Here is a 23,253-nt window from a genome sequence, read left to right as displayed (position 1 = left end):
AACATTTAAATACAAAAACGGATGCCGGTAATGGATTGTTACACCCAGTTACCGGCATCGCCTTTATCTTGAAAAGTTGGCTAATTATGCTTTGCGTGCGGTGCGGTACAGGTACCAGCCCATAAACGCAAAAAAGGCGCAACCTATTATATAATAACCTCCCGGACCCAGGATATTGGTGAGTACTTCCTGGTTATTTAATTTGGCGAGTACCTCCGCAGACTTGTCGAAACCAGCCAGGATGGCGATGATAACGCCCGCCACTGCCCCACCGGCTACCAGTCCTGTAGCAAAGAGATTACCTTTACCCAGTTCTTCTTCTTCCGGAGAAACCTTTTTGTTGTCTTTCTTTCGTTTGTAGTCTACCAGGCCACGGATAGCGCCACCGGTGAAGATCGGAAGTGTAGTAGACAACGGCAGATAAGCACCTACCGCAAAAGAAAGAGAGTTTACGCCACACAGTTCCATGGTAATAGACAGGAATACGCCTACCAGCACAAATTGCCAGTCGAGGTTAAATGACAGGATTCCTTTGGCCAGTGTAGCCATGAGCGTACCTTGTGGTGCAGGATAGTACGAGCTGCCAATCGCATGATCTATTACACCATGCTTTATCATGTCTGCCGTAGGCTTATCTAAAAACTTTACTGTTAAACCAATAACGATAGAAGATACGATAGCGCCGATAAACAATGCTATCTGCTGATACATAGGCGTTGCGCCTACAATGTATCCGGATTTCAAATCCTGTGAAGTACCACCGGCATTGGCGGCTGCGATACAAATCATACCTCCCACTACCAGGGCCATAGGCTCATATACTTTACCCGTCCAGCCTACTGCAATAAATACCAGGCAGGTCCCCATCAGTGTGGCGATGGTCATACCTGAAATAGGATTGTTGGAAGAGCCGATCAGGCCTACAATACGACTGGATACCGTTACGAAGAAGGCGCCAAATACCACTACCAGTAAACCTACCAGTAATTTTTTGCCGATAGAATCGCCTGGTAGCTGTGGCAGAAAAGCCATCAGCAGAATGAGGGCAAGACTACCAAACAGTACCACTTTCAGGCTAAGGTCTTTTTCTGTTCTGGGTACACTTCCTTTTGTACCGGCGTTTTCAGAGCCATCTTTTATAGCACCTAAACTTCCTTTGAAAGAAGATATAATGGTAGGTATTGTTTTCAGCAAGGTGATGAAACCACCGGCTGCTACTGCACCCGCACCAATTTGTCTTACATACGCATAATATACTGCTGCAGAATAGTCTGTAAAGGTATGGGTGAGCGGATTCCAGTTACCTTGTCCGCCTGGTGTTTGCAGGTTGGCCAGGTAGCCTATTTTCACCAGCTGGGTAGCAATGGTATCTGCGGGCAGCAGGGAAGCCAGCAGCGGAATGAGCGCCAGCCACGACAGCACACCACCAGCTACCAGTACTCCGGCAATACGAGGTCCGATAATATACCCTACTCCCATATACTCAGGTGTAATGTCAGCGCTGATTTTGGCAGAAGGGAAAAACTTACTGGCCTGCTTGGTCATGTATTCCGGCGTTTCCGCAATCACATGCAGGATCTTTTGAAAGATGGCATAAGCAAAGGCAAAACCGAGTCCATAGAAAGCTGTTTTGGCAAAGTCGCCGCCCTTCTCTCCTGCTATGAGTACATCGCCACAGGCGGTACCTTCGGGATAGGGTAAGGTTTTATGCTCTTTTACAATCAGTGATTTTCGTAGTGGAATCATCATCAGCGTACCCAGGATACCTCCAAAGATGGCCAGGATAAGGATGGTAAAGTAGTTGAAGAACTGGGTGCCACCACCGTCACTCAGGAATAAGAAGCCCGGTAGGGTAAATACTACGCCGGCAGCAATGGATTCCCCTGCAGAGCCGGTGGTCTGGATAATATTGTTTTCAAGAATAGTGGTGTTGAAAAATTTTCTCCCTAAAGTAATAGCAATAACGGCGATAGGAATAGAAGCGGAAACGGTGAGACCCGCTTTCAGCGCGAGGTATACGGTAGCTGCGCCGAAGATAATACCGAAGATACAACCCAATAGAATGGACTTGAGTGTAAATTCCTTCATTTGTACGCCAGGTGGAACAAAAGGCTTGAAATTGTTGTCAGACATAAATGTATTTATAATTTACAGGTAGAATGTTGTACTATTTAATATAGTGAAAATACCGCATTAGTCGTGCAATGATACTAAATAGTCATATAGTTATACCACAGTATTAATATAAACGGTTCGCATAAAAAAGAGGGAAGTGGATTTAAATCCGCTTCCCTCTTTCAGTTATATGGTATTGTGCTTATCTAACGCCGTGCATCCATTTTTTCAGGAAGCTGTTAGACAGGAACAATAGAACGGCAGCAGCACCTGGCAGGATCACAAACACCATGAAAAATTCATAGAGGTTGTGAATAGTGAAACCTGCGAAAGTAGGGTAATGTGCAGCCAGTTTGAGTTCGTGTAATTTATCAATTTGTTGTGCTGTGGCGCTAATAGTACCATCCAGTATGCCTTTCAGGTCGATACCGTTTTTGGTAGCCAGCTCGTATTTGTCCATGGTAGGCGGGAGCAATGCGCCGAGGGTACCAGCCAGTGCGTAACCGGCGGCATTGGCCAGGAACCATACACCCATCAGCAAAGAAGAGAAACGGTGAGGAGCCAGTTTAGCCACCAGTGATAAGCCTATCGGGGATAAGCACAATTCACCGAGGGTATGGAACAGGTACATCAGGATCAACCAGCTTACACCCAGTTTTTCACCGGCACCCAGACTTTTCATTTGAATGGCAATGATGAAAAAGCCCAATGACAGCAATGCCAGTCCCAGTGATTGTTTTATCGGAGAAATCGGTTCCAGTTTGCGTTGTTGTAATTTGAGCCATAACCAGCTGAAAGGCAATGCAAATACGATGATGAAGATAGAGTTGGCATTTTGTACAAGGCTTGGCGGCATGTCCCATCCAAAGATGCGGCGGTCTGTTTGATAGTCGGCAATGAATGTGAGGGAGGATCCTGCCTGCTCAAAACAAGCCCAGAAGAAGATTACAAAGAATGCGACAAAGTAGATTACAGTTATTCTTTGTCTTTCTACTTTGGTAATAGATTTATCGGTAAGGATTAATACAGCAAGGCTGATACCAGCGGCATATATAAATGGATATATCCATGACTTGATGGGATTGGGGTCGATGGACAGGTAGTGAATACCGAAGAAGAGTACCACCATTAACACAAGTACGCCGAAGATGGCGGGAGTAGTGAAGTTGGCTTTGTCGGCTTCACCGGTAGCGGTAGTACCGGTAGATTTGGAGAAGTCGGGTTTGCCGCCGATAGCTTTACCGGCAGGCGTTACTACATATTTATCTTTCAGGAAGTAAAAGAGGATGGTGCCAAGGAACATGGCGATACTGGCAGCGAGGAATCCCCATTTGAAGGCGCTTACTATTCTTACACCAGTGGCTTCTATTTTCACATCGCCGAGGATTGGGCAAATGGACATACCCAGGAAGGCGCCCATATTGATTCCCATGTAAAAGATGGTAAAGGCAGAATCGAGGCGGCTGTCATTTTTTGGATACAGCTGACCCACCATAGAAGAAATGTTGGGTTTGAAGAAGCCATTACCGATAATGATTACAAAAAGAGCCAGCCATACGATCATTTTGGCTGTTTCAACGTTATTGGCGTAGAGGATACCACTTAATACCATGAGCAGTTGTCCAAAACCCATTACGAAACCACCTAATATAATACAGTTTCTGTTACCGAGGTAGCGGTCGGAGATGTAACCACCCAGCATAGGGGTCAGGTAACATAATCCCAGGAATCCGCCATAGATGATAGAGGAATCTGCTTCAGAGAAAGCCAGTGCATTTACCAGGAAGAGCGTTAACAACGCCCGCATACCATAAAAGTTAAACCGTTCCCACATTTCCGTGGCAAATAATACCGAGAGGCCCTTAGGGTGGCCCTTCTGCGAGGCAATAGGGGACTCTTGTGCAACAGCAGTTTGCATCATAAATTGGTTAGTTTTAGCAATAGTTGTTTAGATTTCGAGAACCTTTAAATATGGCAAGTTAAATAAATTCGGTTATCTGCGTAAAAAAATGGTATAAATGCTCATTTTTTGCGCTTTTTTGATCTTTCTTTGCACTTTCTTTCGCATCTGCATTTATTAGGCAATTCATATGAACATACTATTACTTGGAAGTGGTGGTCGGGAACACGCACTGGCCCTTAAAATGTCACAAAGCCCGCTTTGCGGTCAACTGTTTATTGCTCCGGGTAACGCCGGTACCGCCCAATGTGGTAAGAACATAAACATGGGAGTGAGTGAGTTTGAAAAGATAAAGTCCTTTTGCCTGGACAATGCTATTGATCTGGTGATGCCCGGTTCTGAAGAGGCCCTGGTGAACGGGATCTATGATTTCTTCAAAAAGGATGCTGCCCTGCAGCATATCCCGGTAATGGGTCCTTCACAGGAAGGTGCACAGCTGGAAGGAAGTAAGGCATACGCCAAGCTTTTCATGGAGCGGAATAACATCCCTACCGCTGGTTACCGTGAGTTTAACGTTGATAACTATGAAGAGGGGCTCGCTTACATTCAGCAGCACTCCTTACCAATCGTATTAAAAGCAGATGGATTGGCTGCTGGTAAAGGGGTGATCATCACTTCTTCTTACGAGGAGGCGGCAGAAGAATTTCAGCAAATGATTAAGTCTGCCAAATTCGGTGAGGCCAGCAAAACAGTGGTGATAGAAGCGTTCCTGTCTGGTATAGAACTGTCTGTCTTCGCCATTACCGATGGGCATTCCTATAAAATATTACCTGAAGCAAAAGATTACAAACGTATAGGGGAAGGTGATCAGGGGCTGAATACGGGTGGTATGGGAGCGGTATCTCCGGTACCATTTGCGGATACTATCTTCATGAAAAAGGTAGAGGATCAGGTGATCAGACCTACCATAGCAGGCTTGTCTAAGGAGGGAATTGTGTACAATGGCTTTGTCTTTTTTGGCCTGATTAATGTAGGAGGGGAGCCTTTCGTGATTGAGTATAACTGTCGTATGGGCGATCCGGAAACGGAAGTAGTAATGCCCCGTTTGAAAAATGATCTACTGGAATTGTTCAATGCGGTAGCATCCGGCCAACTGAATGAGCAGACTATTTACGCTGATGAGCGTGCTGCAGCTACGGTAATGCTGGTATCAAAAGGATACCCTGAAGCATATGAAAAGAATAAGGTGATAAGTGGTATTCCGGCTCCAACGGCCGACCAGATTGTTTTTCATGCCGGCACCCGGCAGGAAGGCGACGAGGTGCTGACCAACGGCGGTCGTGTATTGTCTGTTACTTCACTGGCTGCTAACCTGTCGATGGCATTGGCTCATTCTGTGCAAACAGCAGAGTTGATTACCTTTGATGGTAAGGGCTATCGCCGTGATATCGGATTCGAATTTGTATAGCGGATTAGCAGTTAGCTTTTAGCCGTTAGCAGTTAGGGACCTTAGCGGTTAAGGATTCGCTTAAATCCCTAACTGCTGGCAGCTAATGGCTAAAAGCTATAACAATCCAGTAAGGAGGGCTGGTCCAGGACAATTGAAAAGCGGGACTTGTAAAGGCGTAATTTTAGGCAGTAGGAACAATTAAAACGGGGATATCCCGTTCATCTGGTCGGAGCATAAAGAGAGCAGTTACTATGCCGTTTGCACAACAAATAACTTTTTTTAATATTTAGCTGTATTATTGCAAGAATATCCATTTTTTGCATCGTATATTCGTTGGAATTATTCATTTTTGCATTCTAATTTTTGACCGTATCAACAATGGGATTTTTTAATTTTTTAACGCAGGAAATCGCGATTGATCTTGGTACAGCGAACACGCTGATAATTCATAATGACCAGGTGGTAGTGGACGAGCCTTCCATTGTAGCGATAGAACGGGCTAGTGGCAAAATTGTGGCAGTTGGAAAGAAGGCCATGATGATGCACGAAAAAACACACGAATATCTTCGTACTATACGTCCCCTGAAAGATGGCGTGATAGCGGATTTTAATGCCGCTGAGGGAATGCTCAGGGAACTCATAAAAATGGTTTATCCGAAGAAACCATTATTTGCTCCAAGCTGGCGGATGGTGATCTGCATTCCTTCCAGTATTACGGAAGTGGAAAAGAGAGCTGTGCGTGACTCTGCTGAACAGGCAGGCGCGAAGGAAGTATACCTGTTGCATGAGCCGATGGCAGCTGCACTGGGTATTGGTATCGATGTGGAAGAACCGGTAGGTAATATGATCATTGACATAGGCGGTGGTACCACCGGTATTTCTGTGATCGCCCTGGCAGGTATTGTTTGTGACCAGAGTATCCGTATTGCCGGTGACGAGTTCACTGCTGATATCATGGAAGCCCTGCGCCGCTATCATAGCTTGCTGATCGGTGAAAGAACGGCAGAACAGATCAAAATACATATCGGATCTGCCCTGAAAGAACTGGACAACCCACCAGATGATATTCCTGTTAATGGACGAGATCTGGTAACAGGTATCCCCAAGCAAATCATGGTATCTTACCAGGAGATTGCGGAAGCCCTTGACAAATCTATCTTTAAGATCGAAGAAGCCATCCTGAAAGCGCTGGAAACAACGCCTCCTGAGCTGGCATCAGATATTTATCGCAGAGGTTTATACCTGACCGGCGGCGGTGCTTTACTGCGCGGACTGGATAAACGTCTTACCCAAAAAATCAAACTGCCGGTGCATGTAGCGGACGATCCGTTGCGCGCGGTGGTAAGAGGTACTGGTATTGCGTTAAAGCATGTTGGTAAGTATCCGTTCCTGATGCAATAAAACTATTTTGATATTTACGGATTTGGAGATGTTGGTCAAACAACGTTGAAAAGTCCGTAAATCTCTAAATCTCAAAACCAGTGCGCGCTTGTGCGAAATTTAATCATTTTCTTTAGGCGATACTTTAACTTCTTCTTATTTCTGCTGCTGGAAGTGATTTGTCTGGTATTGGTGTTCCAGCATAATAATTTTCAGCGAACAGCCTACCTCAGTTCCGCTAACGATGTCAGCGGTAAGTTATATGACAAGTATAATAATGTGCAGTACTACTTTCACCTGAAGTCGACCAACGATAGCCTGGTGAACGAAAACATGCGACTGCATAATGCCCTGCGAACCAGCTACGACAGTATGATTACCACCAACGGGGTGAAAATCGATACGGTTCGTCAGTACAGCGATGATACCGCCCATAAAGTTATTGGCACACAGATTCGCCGCTATGAATACTTCTCCGCAAAAGTGATCAATAACTCTATCAATAAACCTGTTAACTACATTACCATTCACCGCGGCAGCCTGCAGGGTATCCGTCCTAACATGGGCGTTATCAGCAGTAGTGGCGTAGTAGGTGTGGTAAGAAGTGTGAGTGATAACTATTCTGTGGTATTGTCCATGTTGTCCAAATCCAATTCCGTATCCATCAGCGCCCGTCTGGGACAAGGGAAGGAAATGGGATCTGTACACTGGGATGGTGAAGATGCCGGCTATGCCCTGTTGAAAGATGTACCCAAAAGTGCAAAGATCCACAAAGGTGATACGGTAGTAACCAGTGGTTTCTCTGCCCTGTTTCCTGAAAATATTCCTATTGGTTATGTGGAAAACATTGCCGTAGGAGATAAAGCCAGCACCTCTTTTACTATCCGGTTGAAATTGGCCACCAATTTCTTTAACCTGCAATATGTGTATGTGATAGAAAACCTGCTGAGAGATGAACAACAACGATTGGAAGATTCAACGTATAAGTTGATTAAATGAGTATACTGTTAAGAAATATAATCCGCTTTGTGCTCCTGTTGCTGATACAGGTGTTTGTGCTCAATGAAATATTGCTGCATCAGCTGGTGAGCCCATATCTATACATGCTTTTTATACTGGCATTGCCCTTTAACCTGCCACGCCCTGCGCTGATGCTCATGGGTTTGCTGATGGGGCTTTCGTTGGATATGTTTATGAATACTCCTGGTATGCACGCTGCTGCCTGCGTATTCATCGCTTATCTGCGTCCGTTTATTATCAATATCCTATCGCCACAGGGTGGTTTTGAAACTACCCAGAAAACGCCGTCCATGACCAGCATGGGCGTATCGCAATTTCTCATCTATGCCGCGATCCTGGTATTCCTGCACCATGCTGTCTTTTTTTCACTGGAAGTATTTGGTACAGGCAATGTGCTATACCTCTTAATGAAGATCGTCTTTTCAACACTGGCCAGTCTTTTCCTGATTGTACTGTATGAATTGCTGTTCTTCTCGAAGAAATAGTTTCTGCTTTTTAACGTAGGTTTGTAACTTAAATATATCCGTCCTTAATAGCATGTCAGTATTTAATCAGCCCAGGAAGAGAGTAATACAGATGATTATACTTGGGATGGTAATTCTGATCATCACCAGGTTATTCTTTCTGCAAATAGTCGAGAAGAAATACGCCAAGCTGGCGGATGCCAACGCCGTGCTGCGTAAGGTTATATATCCCAGTCGTGGTATTATTTACGACCGGCAAAACCGTAGTATCCTCGGCAATGACGTGTTGTATGACCTCGTAGTAACTCCTGCCAGCGTAAAGAGTATTGATACTGCCTATCTCTGTAATATCTTAAAAATAGATAAAGACGAATTCAGAAAACGTATTTTGACCGCCATCATTAAAAACGGGCGGGTAAGACAATCCGTTTTTGCTCCCCTGCTTGCGCCGGAAGTATTCGGTCAGCTGCAGGAAAGCATGTACCTGTTTTCTCCCGGCTTTGAACTGGTGCCGAGGCAAATCCGCTCCTACCCTTATGCCACTGCGGCCAACATTCTCGGGTATATTGCGGAAATCTCTCCGGCCATGTTAAAAGACACTGCGAACTATAGCTCTTACAACTCCGGTGATTACCTCGGCTTCACAGGTTTGGAGAAAACCTATGAGTCCGTGCTAATGGGACAACGCGGTATACAATACCTGATTAAAGATAATCTCAACAGACCACAGGGTGCTTACGAAAACGGGGAATTTGACAGTGCTGCGATAGCAGGTAAAAACCTCCGGCTCTCCCTGGATATAGAATTGCAAGTATTGGGTGAAAAATTAATGAAGGGTAAATCGGGTAGTATCGTGGCCATAGATCCGCAAACAGGTGGTATTCTGGCTATGGTGAGTGGTCCAAGCTTTGACCCTAACCTGCTTACAGGTCCATACAGAAGCGCCAACTTCAGCAAACTTTATACAGATACCACTAAACCACTCTTTAACCGTGCCATCCAGGCGACCTATCCTCCCGGCTCTACTTTTAAGCCGATGATAGCCCTGGTAGGACTGGATGAAGGGGTTATTACTCCCAGCTTTGGTTATCCCTGCGGAGGGGCCTATTATGGCTGTTCACGACCTATCAAGTGTGAGCACCATGATGCGGGACACGCCGCCAACCTGCGACTGGCACTATCGCACTCCTGTAACTCCTATTTCTCGCATGTATATCGCTTAAGCGTGGATGCCGGCAAATTCGGAGGAATTAAAGTAGGTGGTATGCAGAAGTGGGCGGATTACATGAATAACTTTGGCTTTGGACATAAAATAGGCGTTGATATTCCCAGTGAAGGGCGCGGACTGGTACCGGATAAAAAGTACTATGACGCGCGCTACAAAGGCAGCTGGAATTCCTGTACCTCCGTATTTCTCGGGATTGGACAGGGTGAATTGTTGTTAACACCCCTGCAAATGGCCAACGCCATGTGTATTGTAGCCAACCGCGGTTCCTACTATATTCCTCACTTTGTAAGCAGTATCGATAGCGACAATACCCATCTGCTGGATAAGTACAAGCAGAAACACGAAGGAGCGCATATCTCCGATTCTGCCTATAGCGCGGTAATTCATGGTATGACAGATGTGGTGGAAAGTGGTACCGGACGTATTGCACAGATTGAAGGGATTACCATTGGTGGTAAAACCGGTACGGCAGAAAACTATGGTATCGTGAATGGTGTCAGGGTTAAGTTGAAGAACCACGCCATGTTTGTGGCCTTTGCACCTGCCGAGCATGCCCGTATAGCCATTGCCGTAGTTGTGGAAAATTCGGGTTTTGGTGCAAAGTATGCGGCGCCTATTGCCAGTTTGATGATGGAAAAATATCTGAAAGATAGTATCTCTACTAAACGTCAGCCGTTGTTGAAGAGCGTAATGGAAACCGTAACAATAGATCCGGCAATGCTGGCGAAATCGCACCTGGACTCATTGAATAGTAATGCCATCATCAAGAAAAAGAAGCCTTAACCAATCATCGAATAAACCGATTAATTTATAATGAACCGCTCGCAAGCCAAACTGACACAAGGGATAGACTGGCCAATAGTTGGCCTGTACCTCGCATTGGTGATCATCGGCATTATGTCCATTTTTGCTGCGGAATACCGGGGGGATGACAATGTATGGCAGGATATTATTCATCCTGGTAAAAACTATTCCCGTCAGTTGATCTGGCTGGGGATATCGTTGGTACTGGCGGCTATTATCTGGCTTACGGACAGTAAGTTTTTTACGGCCACTGCTAACCTGGCGTATGCGGGGGGGCTACTACTGTTGTTACTGGTATTGGGAATAGGTAAAGATGTAAAAGGGTCGCATTCCTGGCTGGTGATCGGTGGATTCCAGTTTCAGCCGGCGGAGCTGACCAAGCTATGTACTAACCTTGCACTGGCCAAATACCTGTCATCGCAGGAAACCGATTTTACCAAACTACGATCGCGGCTTATTGCGGCGGCGCTCGCCCTCATACCTGCAGGTATTATCATCTTACAGGATGAAACAGGATTGGCGCTGGTATACTTTTCCTTCTTCCTCGTGATGTACCGGGAAGGGTTACCTGGTGTGTTACTGGTGATTGCATTTTCGGGTATCGTACTTGTATTGTCGGCCCTGTTAGTGGACCGAACGGTACTCTTCTCCATATTTACGGTCATCACCGCGCTGGTCATCTATTTCAGCCGGCGTGAAATAAAGCGAAAGCGATCGAGGCTCGCAGTGATCCTCAGCGTGTACGCCTTCTGTAGCCTGTTTGTGATGTTTATTGTTCCTTTTGCATTTACCAAAGTACTGAAGGACTACCAGGTACGCCGTATTGAAGTAATGCTGGGTAAAGAGAATGATCCCAAAGCGACTTATAATACCCGGCAGAGTATGATTGCGATCGGCTCTGGTGGATTCTGGGGCAAAGGGTACCTGAAAGGTACGCAAACCCGCTACGACTTCGTACCTGAACAGAGTACTGACTTTATCTTTTGTACTATAGGAGAAGACTTCGGCTTCTTCGGAAGTGTGATATTCCTGGCTATTTATGTGGCGCTGCTTTTCCGGATCATTTTTGTGGCGGAGCGACAGCGATCGACATTTACGCGAGTCTATGCCTATGGGGTCGCGAGTATCATCTTCTTTCATCTGGCCATTAACATTGCTATGACTATCGGTCTGGCGCCGGTAATCGGGATTCCTTTGCCGTTAGTAAGTTATGGTGGATCATCCCTCATGACGTTTACCATGTTGATATTTATATTACTTCGCCTGGACGCAGACAGGCAGATGGTATTGAGATAGCTTTTAGCAGTTAGCTTTTAGCCTTAAGCAAAAATGCAGTGGAGATGGCAACATTTTCGCTGCATTTTTGCTTAAGGCTAAAAGCCAAAAGCTAGTATCTTTGCAAAATGGCACGTATTATTCCATTATCAGAAGGGTCATTTACCGTAGACGGGACCAAGAAATTCCTTCCCTTTAAGCTGGGAACAGATAGCATGCAGGATCGCCCGCATGGTTCATTGCTGGTAGAAATACAGCCGTTCCTCGTGATCACCGACCGCGATTATATTTTATTCGATACTGGTCTGGGATTTCGTAATCCGGATGGGGTATTACAAATTCATCAGCACCTGATAGATCATGGCATTAATCCCATGGAGATTACCAAAGTATTGATGAGTCATTTACATAAGGATCATTCCGGTGGTGTATCTTCAGAAGATCCCATTACGAAGGAGCGCACCCTTACTTTTCCCAGTGCTACCTATTATGTGAATAATGAGGAGATGTTGTATGCATTGGAGCACTCTGGTAAATCGTATCTCGCTGAAGATATTATATTATTACAGCAACGCGATAATGTGGTGTTTACTACTGGCGATGGCACTATAGATGATTATATACACTATGAAGTTACCGGTGGCCACTGTCCTTATCACCAGGTATTTTTGATAGATGACGGAGAAGATAAAGTGTTTTTTGGAGGAGATGTGGCACCGCAGATATCCCAGATGAAAAGTCGTTTTGCGGCCAAATATGATTACGATGGCAAGCGCAGTATGGAGCTCCGGCAGGAATTCCTGGAACGTGGTAAGCAGGAAGGCTGGACTTTCCTTTTTTATCATGACACCAAAGAACCTTTTGCGAAGTTCTGATAGCTTTAGCGGATGGGCTTAACAGACAAAAGACCATTCGCTAAAATTTATCCGCTAAAATCCCTCCGCTATAGTCTAAAAGCTAAAAGCTAACTGCTAACTGCTAACCGCTAAAAGCTATTCCCATGTATACCTTGTTTGATAGTCTGGCGCTCACCGGGCAGCATGAAATTAAAACATGGCAGCAGCAAGGCCAAAGCTGGGCTTCGTATAGTCATTATCGTGAACAGGCCACTCATGAGCTATACATACCGCATACGGTATTGAACCTGATTGTAGCAGGAGAGAAAAGAATGTATGATGGCAAACAGGTGCATGTGCTACATGCCGGTGATGCCTTGCTGATTCCGGCAGGTACATTGCTTTGTTCTGAAATATTGCCTCCCCGGCAACAGTACAGCAGCATTAACCTGGTGATACCGGACGAGGTAATACTCGCAGAGCTGACAAATAAAAAAAGGCGTCTGGAGACTCATTCCAAAGCGCTCACTACCTTACCTGCAGATCCGCAGTGGCATCATTTTACACAATCGCTATTACCTCATTTTTCAGCGGAGCATCCGGCTCCTGACCATTACGAAATTATTTCCCGGGCCTTATACCTGATTAATAAAAATGAATCGATAAGTGCTATGCTGGCCAAAGCGGTGAAATACCCGTTGCCGGAGGTAATGGAAAAGTTATGTACAGCGTTGCCGGAAGTGCGGTTGATGGAGGAAATGGCGGCCATGGGACATATGAGTACCGCTACATTGAAACGTCGTTTCCGGGAAATATATCATTGCGCTCCTATGGGGTGGATATGGGAAAAACGGTTGCAGATGGCGGGGTTTCTATTACGTACCACGCAGCAGCCGATTCCTGAAATAGCTTATAGTACTGGTTTTGAAGACATCACCCACTTTTACCGTCAGTTCCGGCGCAGCTTTAAGGTAACGCCACTGCAATGGCGCAATATGGAAAATGATCTTTTCAGCAAATAGTCCGATGGGCTAAAGCGCTACATTGCAGGAAAAAACAGTCATGCAAAATCTGACCAACTTTGGCGAAGCCTGGCTTCAGGCATGGAATTCACACGACCTGGAAGAAATTTTATCGCACTATGATGCGGACATCCTTTTTTATTCTCCTCTTATCAAAAAGATTAATAATGATCCAGCAGGCTGTATCAGGGGGAAGGAAAATCTACGTGCTTACTTCAGTAAGGGATTGGCAGCTTATCCCAGCTTACATTTTGAGTTGTATCATATCCTGGAAGGCGTAAATTCGGTGGTGCTTTATTATAAGAGTGTGAATGATATGCTCAGTGCGGAGCTGATGGTGTTAAATGAAAAGGGGCTGGTATGTGAAGTGAGGGCGCACTACAAGTAGGAATTACGAATTTCAAATTACGAATTACGAATTACGAATTTGAAGCCCGTCATTTGAAATTCGTAATTCTAAAATCTTCTCCTTGGGCCTCCGCCCTGCCCCATTCTGTTCATTCGTTGTCTGTTCACGTGATTGATCATGATGGTCCGGAACTCTCTTTCCGTTTTGAAAACCATGCCTGCTTTCCGGCCGGGCAATACCCGTTGAAACTCTGTATTGTAGCGGGATCGGATGTCCAGCATTCTTTTTTCGTAGGTGAGTTCCTTGTCCATATTTCTGCGGGCAGCGTCATCGGCGTTGTCGGAGGATAATTTTTCCTGGTCTCTTTTCTGATGGCGTTCCGCAATCAGTTGTTCTACTTCGCGGGTATAGTTATTATATACGGGTAAGAATTTTTGTGCTTCTTCCGTGGTGAGATCGAGTTTTTTGGATAGGTATTCTATCTGAATCGCTCTTATTTTTTCAGCGGGATCGTCGGATGGGGGTTGTTGTGCGCTACTGACACCCATGGTGGATAGTAGCACTAACATTGCAATCCATATAAAGCTAAAACGTTTCATCATTTCTTTTCAGGTAACACTTCCTTTGATAAATCTGTTTGTTGCAGGTATTTTTCGATGGCTTCCAGCGGAACGGCTTCGTTTAGCTGGTTTTGCACCGGGGTTGATTCCACAGAAACGGAGGATGCAAAAATAGCATCATTATCAAAGGGATCGGTGTGGGTTTGCAGGTATTCAACGATATCTTGGTCGTTAAGGTCTTCCAGTTGTTTTTCTATTATTTTGCCATGGGTATTATCATCGGAAACCATAAACAGGATGGCGCTGCTACCCATTAAAGCGGTTAAGCAGGCGGCTACTGTCCATTTTATCCAGGTACTTGCCTTGTTCCGGTGTACTACCCGCAATGGGGTGGCAGGCAGCGGGTGATTGACCTGCAGGGATTCAAAATAGCCTTCGGGCACCGTAAATGGGATCTGCCTTGGTATCGCAGCCAGGAAGGGGGAAAGGGATGCCAGTTCTGATGACACCGTGCTGGTCTCTTCGGCTTTGATGCGTTGCATGATGGTCTGTGGCAGCCCATCAAAATAACCGGCAGGAATGGTTGGGTTTTGTTGAACAGCAGGCATGCCGGAACGCAGGGTTTCCAGCTGAATTTGCAGCATGATAGCAGCAGGCAGTTGTTCAAAATAGCCTGCGGGCACCGTAAAAGGTGCTTCAGCGGGCCAGTTGACATCTGGTGCTATCTGCATTAATTCGTTCGCTATGTAGGTCTGCTTGTTCATATACTGTTTTTTAGACAGTGAAGGGATTTAATAGTTTAATGCCATTTTAATCTTTTGGTAAATTTCTTTAAAAATCGCTTAAAATAAATATTTGTAAAATTACATGTCAGCTCCTTTCCGTATGTATTCTTCGATCTTTTTTACGGCATGGTGATAAGAGGCTTTCAGCGCGCCTTCGGACGTTTCCAGCACTTTACTCATTTCTTCGTAAGGCATTTCGTCATAATAGCGCAGGTTAAAGACAATCCTTTGTTTATCGGGTAAACTGAGTATCGCTCTCTGTAGCTTCCATTCCAGTTTATTCGGGTCAAACTGGGGATCTGCCCTGAGTTTATTGCTCAAACCGCTTTCGACTTCTGACAGGGAAATGGATGTTTTACGTTTTTGTTGTTCCAGGAAAGTCAGACTTTCATTGGTGGCTATTTTATATAGCCAGGTGTATAATTGTGCATCCTCCCGGAAGTTTTCCAGGTTTTTCCACACTTTTATGAATACATTCTGCAGTACGTCATTGGCATCATCGTGATCCAATACCATTCTGCGAATGTGCCAGTAAAGCCTTTCCTGATACTTCTGGATGATCAGGGTAAACCCTTTCTCCTTTGTATCAGATATGCGGTATAATGCTAATAACGTTTTATCGTCCTGTGAAACGGCCATAGGTTAAATGGTTCTTGACAGGTTATATTTAGATGAATATAAATAAACCCACTCATGAGACCAATACTTTCACGGAAAGTTTAATATAGAAAAAAGATTAGCGAAGACAGTAGCGGGTATCCGCTTCCATCTTCGCTAATCTTTTAATCAAATATAAAATCGCGTTATGCTTTCTTTTTTCTCGCTATTGCTTTTTCAGCAGCTGCCACGATATGATCTGCATCCAGGCCATATTTTTTCAGCAGGTCCAGTGGTTTACCACTTTCGCCGAAAGTGTCGTTGGTACCTACATATTCAATAGGAACGGGGATATGGCGGGAGGCTACCTGTGCAATGCTATCACCAAGACCACCGAGTACGTTATGTTCTTCAGCAGTTACCGCACAACCGGTTTTAGTGAGGGATGCAATAACAGCTGCTTCGTCCAGTGGTTTAATCGTGTGGATGTTGATGATTTCAACGCTGTATCCTTTTTCTTCCAGCACTTTACCTGCTTCGATAGCGATCCACACCAGGTGGCCGCAGGCGAACAGGGTAATATCTGTTCCTTCGTGCAGGATCTGCGCTTTACCTACTTCGAATTTCTGGTCTTCTGCAGTGAAGTTAGGCCATTTCGGACGGCCGAAACGAAGATATACCGGACCTTCATAATCAGCGATAGCGATAGTAGCTGCTTTGGTTTGATTGAAATCGCAAGGCACGATTACGGTCATTCCAGGCAACATTTTCATCATGCCGATATCTTCCAGGATCTGGTGAGTAGCGCCATCTTCACCCAGGGTAAGACCTGCGTGGGAAGCACATATTTTTACATTTTTATTGGAATAGGCTACTGACTGACGGATCTGGTCATATACCCTACCGGTAGAAAAGTTGGCAAAAGTGGTGGTATAAGGGATTTTGCCGCCAATGGTTAAACCAGCTGCAATACCTATCATATTGGCTTCAGCGATACCTACCTGTACAAAACGATCAGGAAATTCTTTAATAAATGCGTTCAGTTTCATGGAACCGAGCAAGTCGGCTGTCAGGGCAACTACATTAGGGTTTTTACGACCTACTTCCAATATACCTTCACCAAACCCGCCACGGGTTTCTTTTTCATTTAGTGGTTGAATATCTTTTACCATTATGGTCTTTTTAAAATTGAAGTATAAAAGTAAACATTAAAAAGTGATGATCCTAGTTACTCAGCACTTTATTGCGAAGGCTTACTTCCCATTGCCAGGCGGTGCGCATACTGTCTTCTATACCTATTTCGGGTGACCAGTGGAGCTTTTCTTTGGCTTTGTTGTTATTGGCATAAATAGAGATGACATCGCCTTCTCTGCGTGGGCCGGTAGTATAATTCAGTTTAATACCGGATATTTTTTCAAATGCTTTGATCGCTTCCAGTACGGTTACGCCGTTGCCGGTACCCAGGTTGAAAATTTCGCAGTTGCTTTCATTGCGGTGTTCAATCAGGTATTGCAGTGCTTTCGTGTGTGCATTGGCGATATCCATTACATGAATATAGTCGCGTACGCAGGAGCCATCGCGGGTATCGTAATCGGTACCAAAAACGGTCATTTTAGGGATTTTCCCGATGGCTGTTTGGGTGATTACAGGTACCAGGTTATCCGGTTTGCCCAGTGGTAGTTCGCCTATGAGTGCGGAAGGATGGGCACCTACAGGGTTGAAATACCGGAGCAGTATAGACTGGGTATCATTTACCCGGCTATAGTCTTCAATGATCTGTTCACCAATTTGCTTGGTGCGGGCGTATGGTGACTGTGCTTCACCGAGTGGCGTTGTTTCCACTACCGGTAAGTCTTTGGTATTACCATAAACAGAGCAGGAAGAAGAGAATACCAGGTTAGGTACGTTATACTCTTTTACACATTTGAGTACATTGATGAGAGAAGTCAGGTTATTCTGAAAATACATCAGGGGTTCTGTAACAGATTCTCCCACTGCTTTCAGTGCTGCAAAATGGATCACACCAACAATATCTCTGTTTTCATGAAATACTGCGTTGGTATCTTCCAGGTTACAAAGATCTACTTTGTAATTGCGTACCTTTTTCCCGGTAATTTTTTCAATACCATCTAATAATTGGGTGCTGCTCCTGATGTTACTGTCTACAGACACTACATCAAATCCATTATTGATCAGATCTACAATAGTATGTGCGCCGATATAGCCACACCCACCCGTAACAAGAACCTTCATGATATTTCAGATTTACTTTATTAGTTATTTCAGAACATTTTTTGTTTGAGTACTGTTTCGAGGTATGCCCCGTAGCCGCTTTTAAGCAAAGGTTTTGCCAGTTCTTTCAATTGGTCACCATTGATAAATCCTTTACGGAAGGCAATTTCTTCGATACAGGCAATTTTTATTCCTTGTCTTTGTTCTATCACCTGTACAAACTGTGATGCCTGCATCAGTGAGTCAAAGGTACCGGTATCCAGCCACGCTGTACCGCGGGGTAAGATAGAAACTTTTAATTTTCCGCGTTGTAAATATTCTTTATTGACGTCTGTAATTTCGTATTCACCACGGGGGCTGGGTTCCAGGTTTTTAGCAATTTCCACTACGCTGTTGTCGTAGAAATAGAGGCCTGGTACGGCATAGTTTGACTTCGGTTGTTCTGGTTTTTCTTCAATGGATAATACTTTCATATCATCTCCGAATTCCACCACGCCATATCTTTCGGGGTCTGATACCTGGTAGGCATATACGATACCACCATCAGGATTGGCATTTTGGGCCAGTTGGGTCCCGAGGCCAGCGCCATAGAAAATATTGTCTCCCAATACGAGTGCTACGCTGTCCTTACCGATAAATTCTTCTCCTATCACAAATGCCTGCGCCAGCCCATTGGGGTTTGGCTGTTCTGCGTAGCTGAGATTCAGCCCCAATTGCTGCCCGTTACCAAAAAGACGTTGAAAAGCGGGTAGGTCATGTGGTGTGGAAATGATCAGGATATCCTTTATTCCCGCCAGCATCAAAGTAGACAGCGGGTAATAGATCATTGGTTTGTCATACACCGGCATTATTTGTTTGCTGATAGCATACGTAATGGGGTGCAACCGGGTGCCGGAACCGCCGGCCAGGATAATTCCTTTCATTTGCAAGATCAATTTTTGATGGTCACTAACTGGTAGCTTTCTAAATCAGTAGAAAACCGCACAAAAATAGCGGCTCTGTTTCAAATAGCATGTTTTTTTTATAAAAAAAAGCTCTCCGTAAAGACCGGAGAGCTTTTCAAATATTTTAATCATCATCTGTTAAATAAAGAAATTTACGATGAAATAGGTGAAAGCAGCCAGTAATCCACTGATGGGAATAGTTAAAACCCATGCCCAGAGGAGGGAAACGGTTACTCCCCAACGAACAGCAGACAATCTTTTAGTAGCACCTACCCCCATGATAGCACCGGTGATAACGTGGGTGGTACTGGCGGGAATACCCAGGTGTTCTGTGAGGAACAGGGTAATAGCACCGGATGTTTCCGCGGCCACACCTTCCAATGGTGTTACTTTGGTGATGCGTGTACCCATGGTTTTAACGATTTTCCAACCACCACTCATTGTACCGAGTGCGATACAGGTAAAGCAGGCCAGTGGTACCCAGTCCGGCATTTCTTTGATACTGCCGATATAACCGGCAGATACCATGGCAGCAGAGATGATACCCATTACTTTTTGTGCATCGTTACTACCGTGTCCAAGGCTCAATGCAGCGGAAGATGCCAGCTGCAGGCGTTTGAACCAGCTTTCTGCGCGGTAGGGATTTGCCTTGCGGCAGATATTTACAATGATCAGGGTAATAATAAAAGCTACGACCATACCTATCAGCGGTGCCAGTACGATGAAATATACGGTAGGCAATACTTTATGAAAATTGATTACATCAATATTGCCATGGGAGGCAGTTACTGCTGCACCAATGAAACCACCGATCAGTGTATGGGAGGAGCTGGAAGGGATGCCCAGCCACCAGGTAAAGAGGTTCCAGGTAATGGCAGCCACCAGGCCGCAAAGGATTACTTTCAGCGTAATGAACTGTTCAAATACGGAGCTGGCTACAGAATTGGCTACTTTGAACTCGCCGATGATATATTTGGCAATAAAAAAAGCCGCAAAGTTGAAAACTGCGGCCCAGAGTACTGCCTGAAATGGCGTCAGCACCTTTGTCGACACAATTGTGGCGATAGAATTGGCGGCATCATGGAAACCATTGATATAGTCAAAGATGAAGGCCAGTATGATAATTACTACTAATAAAGTCATGACTTAGGGAGAATTATGCGTTCAGAACTGTATTTCCCTTATCAGGAGTACTTGATAATAATGGTTTCTATTACATTGGCGCAGTCTTCGCACTTGTCTGTAGCGATTTCCAGGGCCTGGTAGATTTCACGCATTTTAATCAGTTCTGCCGCATTTTGCTCGGTGTCGAACAAATCGGCGATGGCCATGTCATAGATGTCATCAGCATGGTTTTCCAGGCTGTTGATCTTTACGCAGGCATCAGTAATGATGCGCATATTCTGCATATTGCGCAGTTCGGGGATAGCTTTGGCAAGTTCCAGTACACCCAGGTGGATTAATTCAGCCAGCTTACGGATGCTGTCATTGATGTAATGTACTTTGTAGAGGTCCATTCTTTTGGCGGAACCATGGATGTAATCAGCTACATCATCCAGTGTGGCGGCCAGGTAGTGAATATCTTCCCGATCAAATGGGGTGATGAAGTTTTGTCCGAGTTCTACAAATATGCGGTGGGTGTAATCGTCATTTTTGTGCTCCAGGCGCTCTATCAGATGCACTTTATCTTTTCTCACAGCCAGATCAGTAGTGGCAACCAGCTCATTGAGCACAGTGGCCATTTCTACAAGATTGGAAGCTACATCTTCAAACAAAGAATAAAATACCCGGTCTTTCGGCATGAATAGTTTAACAAAAGAATTGAAGCCTCCCATACGTTTGAGTTTATAATTTGCCGCAAAATTAGCTTTCTCGATCTATCCCTACCAGCAAAAAAAGCGAATTAATAATTCCTTAACACTGTATTAATATAAAAGTAATATAGCGATTTTTCCTTTGCATAGAAAATTATACTCATAAACAGGCTGCCTACAACCTGTACATACCGCCTATAAATGTCAGACAAACGCCCATTAGATATTGCCGTCATCTCAGATGTACATCTGGGAATTTACGGGTGCCACGCCAAAGAACTGATCCAGTACCTGGATAGTATTGAGCCGCGGATTCTGGTACTGAATGGGGATATTATCGATATCTGGCAATTTAGCAAACGTTATTTCCCAAAAGCCCATACCAAGGTAATCCGGAAAATCCTGAAGATGATTGGCAAAGGAACCGAGGTGTATTACCTGACAGGAAACCATGATGAGGCACTGCGTAAATACGCCGGTTTTGAACTGGGTAACTTTACGATCGACAACAAGCTTGTGCTGGAGGTAGATGGGAAAAGGCATTGGTTCTTTCATGGCGACGTATATGACGTGACCATGAAAAACTCCAAGTGGCTGGCGAAACTGGGAGGCAAAGGGTACGACCTGTTGATTATCCTGAATCGCCTGGTGAATAATGTGCTGGAAAGTTTGGGGCGGGAAAAGATGTCTTTTTCCAAAAAAGTGAAGCAGGGCGTGAAAACGGCTGTTAAGTTTATTTCAGATTTTGAACAAACAGTTGCTGAAATCGCAGCGGATAAGGATTTTGATGTAGTATGCTGTGGGCATATCCACCAGCCGCTGATCAAAGAAATGCAGGTGGGCGATAAAACGGTGACTTACCTGAATTCAGGTGATTGGGTAGAAAGCCTTACATCTCTCGAATATATAAACCAGCAATGGAGCCTGTACCAGCACCCTGTTACCAAATCCAAAATTGTACTGGCGGAAGATGAGGATGATGCTGCTAATGACTGGGACGCCACCCGTATCATTACTTTCCCCGGAAGCTGATGCCTGTGCAGCGGAATGCTGCCGGATTGCTGCTGCCCCGATTACTTTTACCGTAGCATCGTTAATGCCACTGCTCAGGTGTTGTTTTCAGCAATACCTAAGCAGCGGATATCTATTACATTTATTATTTTATTATATATTTATATTTAAATATTATTTTCACAAAATCATAACAAGCGCTTAATATTAAATTAAAAGTAGACTCCTAAGTTTGCCAGAGAAATAATTAAGTGTGACGATAGTATATATTTAAAAAAGCAGAAAAACAGCTAGATGAAAGTATTGAAGTTGCATCCTTTAATGACGATCTCCCTATTGCAAATGCAAATCCAGCGTTTGCTCTTTTGCAATGTGGCAGTGTATGTGCGTAACTCGCTGGCCAATGCTTTTGACACCCTGAAAGAAGCCGGATTTGAAGAGGAGATCCTGATAGAGTTCCCTATAGATGAAACGCTGAGTTTGCGTGAATTTGAGGAAGAAGTGGAAGAACGGTTTAATTTTTCGCTGGAATTGTGTAATAAGGACAACAAACCTTTTATGAACAAGAGTCAGCACTTATTCCAGATAGCCAGCCCTGCAGGTGATAAGAAGGAAGACCGCAACTATCAACTGGATATTTCCCTGGATATGCTGATGAATAATAACCGGCAGTCGCCCCAGCAGAATATGTGGTAACTGCTTCCTGTTTTTTATAATATTCCGGGAGATGTATTTCTCCGGGTCTGTTCTTTAGCCCGTATCCGTTTTCTCCTTTTCGTATGTTTGTAGCCGTTAGCCCCCTGATAAATAAAATCACCAATTAACATGCTGGTAATATTCTCTTAACAATGTGGTAATGTCATGCCAATACTTTTGTCAATGGAATTAAAGAAGTATTGAAAAATTAAAGAAGTAGCAAAGTATAGGAAACCTATTTTGTAACTGTATAATTAATACAGTTTTGTTAACTGTTCGCCCATATATTCACTGCTTACGGAAACATACTTATCATATTTCTTCACCATGTCACTTTCACAAATTTTGCAATAGTTGTATTTTATACAATAGATTCATAAACTGAACCCAATACCGCCCGGGTTTCTACCCGGACGGTTTTTATTAGTTACGGGATTATTTTCCCAGTTTAGCCATGTATTTTTCCGGTGCTTTTTCGAATACGCCTTTGCAGGTAACGGAACAAAAATGCAGGGTATCTCCTTTATACACTGCCCATTCTTTATAACTGGTATCATAAGGCATCTCACATACCGGGTCGGGTAATTTGCCATTGGCATCTGCTACCGGCTTCTCTGTTGCCGCGGCAGGCGTTGCCGGCATTGCATTGTTTTCAGCAGGTTTGTTTTGTTGGGCACAGGCAAACAGGAATAATGCGCTACCGATGAAGAATATATATTTCATACTATTTTTTTACGAAGGTATTGATAAAAGAGAATTACGAATTACAAA

General features: G+C 44.5%; 22 protein-coding genes. 11 read left to right on the top strand and 11 right to left on the bottom strand.

The annotated features are described in order from the left end of the window. Positions 1–84: 84 nt before the first annotated feature. Positions 85–2,133, bottom strand: coding sequence for an OPT family oligopeptide transporter (locus AC1DP6_RS00600; RefSeq protein WP_477053137.1), 2,049 nt, complete (start codon positions 2,131–2,133; stop codon positions 85–87). A gap of 184 nt (positions 2,134–2,317) precedes the next feature. Beyond that, the gene (locus tag AC1DP6_RS00595) at positions 2,318–4,036 is read right to left on the bottom strand and encodes a peptide MFS transporter (RefSeq protein WP_477053136.1); all 1,719 of its coding nucleotides are present in this window, start codon (positions 4,034–4,036) and stop codon (positions 2,318–2,320) included. A 169-nt stretch (positions 4,037–4,205) separates the two neighbouring features. Here AC1DP6_RS00595 and purD point away from each other — a divergent pair, with 169 nt between their 5' ends. The 9 genes from purD (at position 4,206) to AC1DP6_RS00550 (ending at position 13,882) form a co-directional block, all read left to right on the top strand. Next, the gene (gene purD, locus AC1DP6_RS00590; protein ID WP_477053135.1) at positions 4,206–5,483 is read left to right on the top strand and encodes a phosphoribosylamine--glycine ligase; all 1,278 of its coding nucleotides are present in this window, start codon (positions 4,206–4,208) and stop codon (positions 5,481–5,483) included. Positions 5,484–5,828: 345 nt separating this feature from the next. After that, positions 5,829–6,866, top strand: a complete 1,038-nt coding sequence (locus AC1DP6_RS00585) for a rod shape-determining protein (RefSeq protein ID WP_441573244.1) — start codon at positions 5,829–5,831, stop codon at positions 6,864–6,866. A 90-nt stretch (positions 6,867–6,956) separates the two neighbouring features. Further along, entirely contained in the window at positions 6,957–7,844 is an 888-nt protein-coding gene (mreC, locus tag AC1DP6_RS00580; RefSeq protein WP_477023352.1) for a rod shape-determining protein MreC, read from the top strand. Continuing rightward, positions 7,841–8,350 carry a rod shape-determining protein MreD gene (gene mreD, locus AC1DP6_RS00575; protein ID WP_477023351.1) on the top strand — a complete coding sequence of 170 codons (510 nt, stop codon included), beginning with the start codon at positions 7,841–7,843 and terminating at the stop codon, positions 8,348–8,350. The genes mreC and mreD overlap by 4 nt, the downstream gene beginning before the upstream one ends. Before the next feature lie 52 nt (positions 8,351–8,402). Continuing rightward, positions 8,403–10,340 (top strand): penicillin-binding protein 2, encoded by a 1,938-nt coding sequence (gene mrdA, locus AC1DP6_RS00570; RefSeq protein ID WP_477053134.1) that lies wholly within the window; start codon positions 8,403–8,405, stop codon positions 10,338–10,340. A 30-nt stretch (positions 10,341–10,370) separates the two neighbouring features. Next, a complete protein-coding gene (rodA, locus tag AC1DP6_RS00565; RefSeq protein WP_477053133.1) occupies positions 10,371–11,657 on the top strand; it encodes a rod shape-determining protein RodA in 1,287 nt (428 codons plus the stop codon). A 107-nt stretch (positions 11,658–11,764) separates the two neighbouring features. Continuing rightward, on the top strand, positions 11,765–12,511 hold the full coding sequence (locus AC1DP6_RS00560; protein WP_477053132.1) for an MBL fold metallo-hydrolase: 747 nt from the start codon (positions 11,765–11,767) through the stop codon (positions 12,509–12,511). Between the two features lie 125 nt (positions 12,512–12,636). Then, positions 12,637–13,494 (top strand): helix-turn-helix transcriptional regulator, encoded by an 858-nt coding sequence (locus AC1DP6_RS00555; protein ID WP_477053131.1) that lies wholly within the window; start codon positions 12,637–12,639, stop codon positions 13,492–13,494. Positions 13,495–13,534: 40 nt separating this feature from the next. Next, positions 13,535–13,882: a nuclear transport factor 2 family protein gene (locus AC1DP6_RS00550; RefSeq protein WP_477053130.1), complete on the top strand. Its 348-nt coding sequence runs from the start codon at positions 13,535–13,537 to the stop codon at positions 13,880–13,882. Between the two features lie 68 nt (positions 13,883–13,950). On the opposite strand, the gene AC1DP6_RS00545 is transcribed toward AC1DP6_RS00550, so the two are convergent. From AC1DP6_RS00545 to AC1DP6_RS00510, 8 genes are all read right to left on the bottom strand, one after another. Next, positions 13,951–14,412, bottom strand: coding sequence for a hypothetical protein (locus tag AC1DP6_RS00545; protein ID WP_477053129.1), 462 nt, complete (start codon positions 14,410–14,412; stop codon positions 13,951–13,953). A 29-nt stretch (positions 14,413–14,441) separates the two neighbouring features. Beyond that, complete coding sequence (locus tag AC1DP6_RS00540) at positions 14,442–15,167, bottom strand: hypothetical protein (protein ID WP_477053128.1); 726 nt, start codon at positions 15,165–15,167, stop codon at positions 14,442–14,444. A 99-nt stretch (positions 15,168–15,266) separates the two neighbouring features. Continuing rightward, a complete protein-coding gene (locus AC1DP6_RS00535; RefSeq protein ID WP_477053127.1) occupies positions 15,267–15,827 on the bottom strand; it encodes an RNA polymerase sigma factor in 561 nt (186 codons plus the stop codon). A gap of 164 nt (positions 15,828–15,991) precedes the next feature. Next, positions 15,992–16,957 carry a transketolase family protein gene (locus AC1DP6_RS00530; RefSeq protein ID WP_477023343.1) on the bottom strand — a complete coding sequence of 322 codons (966 nt, stop codon included), beginning with the start codon at positions 16,955–16,957 and terminating at the stop codon, positions 15,992–15,994. A gap of 52 nt (positions 16,958–17,009) precedes the next feature. Further along, on the bottom strand, positions 17,010–18,038 hold the full coding sequence (galE, locus tag AC1DP6_RS00525) for a UDP-glucose 4-epimerase GalE (RefSeq protein WP_441573256.1): 1,029 nt from the start codon (positions 18,036–18,038) through the stop codon (positions 17,010–17,012). Between the two features lie 29 nt (positions 18,039–18,067). After that, complete coding sequence (gene rfbA / locus AC1DP6_RS00520) at positions 18,068–18,940, bottom strand: glucose-1-phosphate thymidylyltransferase RfbA (RefSeq protein WP_477053126.1); 873 nt, start codon at positions 18,938–18,940, stop codon at positions 18,068–18,070. 159 nt (positions 18,941–19,099) lie between these two features. Continuing rightward, on the bottom strand, positions 19,100–20,104 hold the full coding sequence (locus tag AC1DP6_RS00515; protein ID WP_441573258.1) for an inorganic phosphate transporter: 1,005 nt from the start codon (positions 20,102–20,104) through the stop codon (positions 19,100–19,102). A gap of 41 nt (positions 20,105–20,145) precedes the next feature. Beyond that, positions 20,146–20,796, bottom strand: a complete 651-nt coding sequence (locus tag AC1DP6_RS00510; RefSeq protein ID WP_079469694.1) for a DUF47 domain-containing protein — start codon at positions 20,794–20,796, stop codon at positions 20,146–20,148. A gap of 180 nt (positions 20,797–20,976) precedes the next feature. Here AC1DP6_RS00510 and AC1DP6_RS00505 point away from each other — a divergent pair, with 180 nt between their 5' ends. Together AC1DP6_RS00505 and AC1DP6_RS00500 are read left to right on the top strand one after the other, a co-directional pair. Further along, complete coding sequence (locus AC1DP6_RS00505; protein ID WP_477053125.1) at positions 20,977–21,807, top strand: UDP-2,3-diacylglucosamine diphosphatase; 831 nt, start codon at positions 20,977–20,979, stop codon at positions 21,805–21,807. A 273-nt stretch (positions 21,808–22,080) separates the two neighbouring features. Beyond that, the gene (locus AC1DP6_RS00500; protein ID WP_477053124.1) at positions 22,081–22,482 is read left to right on the top strand and encodes a hypothetical protein; all 402 of its coding nucleotides are present in this window, start codon (positions 22,081–22,083) and stop codon (positions 22,480–22,482) included. A 435-nt stretch (positions 22,483–22,917) separates the two neighbouring features. On the opposite strand, the gene AC1DP6_RS00495 is transcribed toward AC1DP6_RS00500, so the two are convergent. Continuing rightward, entirely contained in the window at positions 22,918–23,205 is a 288-nt protein-coding gene (locus tag AC1DP6_RS00495) for a YHS domain-containing protein (RefSeq protein WP_477053123.1), read from the bottom strand. Between the last annotated feature and the right edge of the window lie 48 nt (positions 23,206–23,253).

The sequence above is a fragment of the Chitinophaga sp. 01L420 genome, from assembly GCF_056399985.1.
This window is presented reverse-complemented; position numbering and strand designations above follow the sequence as displayed.

What these genes read in the sequence shown, in the direction of transcription:
- AC1DP6_RS00535 (WP_477053127.1), bottom strand. Translation starts at nt 15,827, where the DNA reads ATGGCCGTTTCACAGGACGATAAAACGTTATTAGCATTATACCGCATA.
- AC1DP6_RS00595 (WP_477053136.1), bottom strand. Translation starts at nt 4,036, where the DNA reads ATGATGCAAACTGCTGTTGCACAAGAGTCCCCTATTGCCTCGCAGAAG.
- rodA (WP_477053133.1), top strand. Translation starts at nt 10,371, where the DNA reads ATGAACCGCTCGCAAGCCAAACTGACACAAGGGATAGACTGGCCAATA.
- AC1DP6_RS00515 (WP_441573258.1), bottom strand. Translation starts at nt 20,104, where the DNA reads ATGACTTTATTAGTAGTAATTATCATACTGGCCTTCATCTTTGACTAT.
- AC1DP6_RS00600 (WP_477053137.1), bottom strand. Translation starts at nt 2,133, where the DNA reads ATGTCTGACAACAATTTCAAGCCTTTTGTTCCACCTGGCGTACAAATG.
- AC1DP6_RS00560 (WP_477053132.1), top strand. Translation starts at nt 11,765, where the DNA reads ATGGCACGTATTATTCCATTATCAGAAGGGTCATTTACCGTAGACGGG.
- AC1DP6_RS00510 (WP_079469694.1), bottom strand. Translation starts at nt 20,796, where the DNA reads ATGGGAGGCTTCAATTCTTTTGTTAAACTATTCATGCCGAAAGACCGG.
- AC1DP6_RS00505 (WP_477053125.1), top strand. Translation starts at nt 20,977, where the DNA reads ATGTCAGACAAACGCCCATTAGATATTGCCGTCATCTCAGATGTACAT.
- AC1DP6_RS00540 (WP_477053128.1), bottom strand. Translation starts at nt 15,167, where the DNA reads ATGAACAAGCAGACCTACATAGCGAACGAATTAATGCAGATAGCACCA.
- AC1DP6_RS00555 (WP_477053131.1), top strand. Translation starts at nt 12,637, where the DNA reads ATGTATACCTTGTTTGATAGTCTGGCGCTCACCGGGCAGCATGAAATT.
- galE (WP_441573256.1), bottom strand. Translation starts at nt 18,038, where the DNA reads ATGAAGGTTCTTGTTACGGGTGGGTGTGGCTATATCGGCGCACATACT.
- AC1DP6_RS00495 (WP_477053123.1), bottom strand. Translation starts at nt 23,205, where the DNA reads ATGAAATATATATTCTTCATCGGTAGCGCATTATTCCTGTTTGCCTGT.
- AC1DP6_RS00545 (WP_477053129.1), bottom strand. Translation starts at nt 14,412, where the DNA reads ATGTTAGTGCTACTATCCACCATGGGTGTCAGTAGCGCACAACAACCC.
- purD (WP_477053135.1), top strand. Translation starts at nt 4,206, where the DNA reads ATGAACATACTATTACTTGGAAGTGGTGGTCGGGAACACGCACTGGCC.
- rfbA (WP_477053126.1), bottom strand. Translation starts at nt 18,940, where the DNA reads ATGAAAGGAATTATCCTGGCCGGCGGTTCCGGCACCCGGTTGCACCCC.
- AC1DP6_RS00550 (WP_477053130.1), top strand. Translation starts at nt 13,535, where the DNA reads ATGCAAAATCTGACCAACTTTGGCGAAGCCTGGCTTCAGGCATGGAAT.
- mreD (WP_477023351.1), top strand. Translation starts at nt 7,841, where the DNA reads ATGAGTATACTGTTAAGAAATATAATCCGCTTTGTGCTCCTGTTGCTG.
- AC1DP6_RS00500 (WP_477053124.1), top strand. Translation starts at nt 22,081, where the DNA reads ATGAAAGTATTGAAGTTGCATCCTTTAATGACGATCTCCCTATTGCAA.
- AC1DP6_RS00530 (WP_477023343.1), bottom strand. Translation starts at nt 16,957, where the DNA reads ATGGTAAAAGATATTCAACCACTAAATGAAAAAGAAACCCGTGGCGGG.
- mrdA (WP_477053134.1), top strand. Translation starts at nt 8,403, where the DNA reads ATGTCAGTATTTAATCAGCCCAGGAAGAGAGTAATACAGATGATTATA.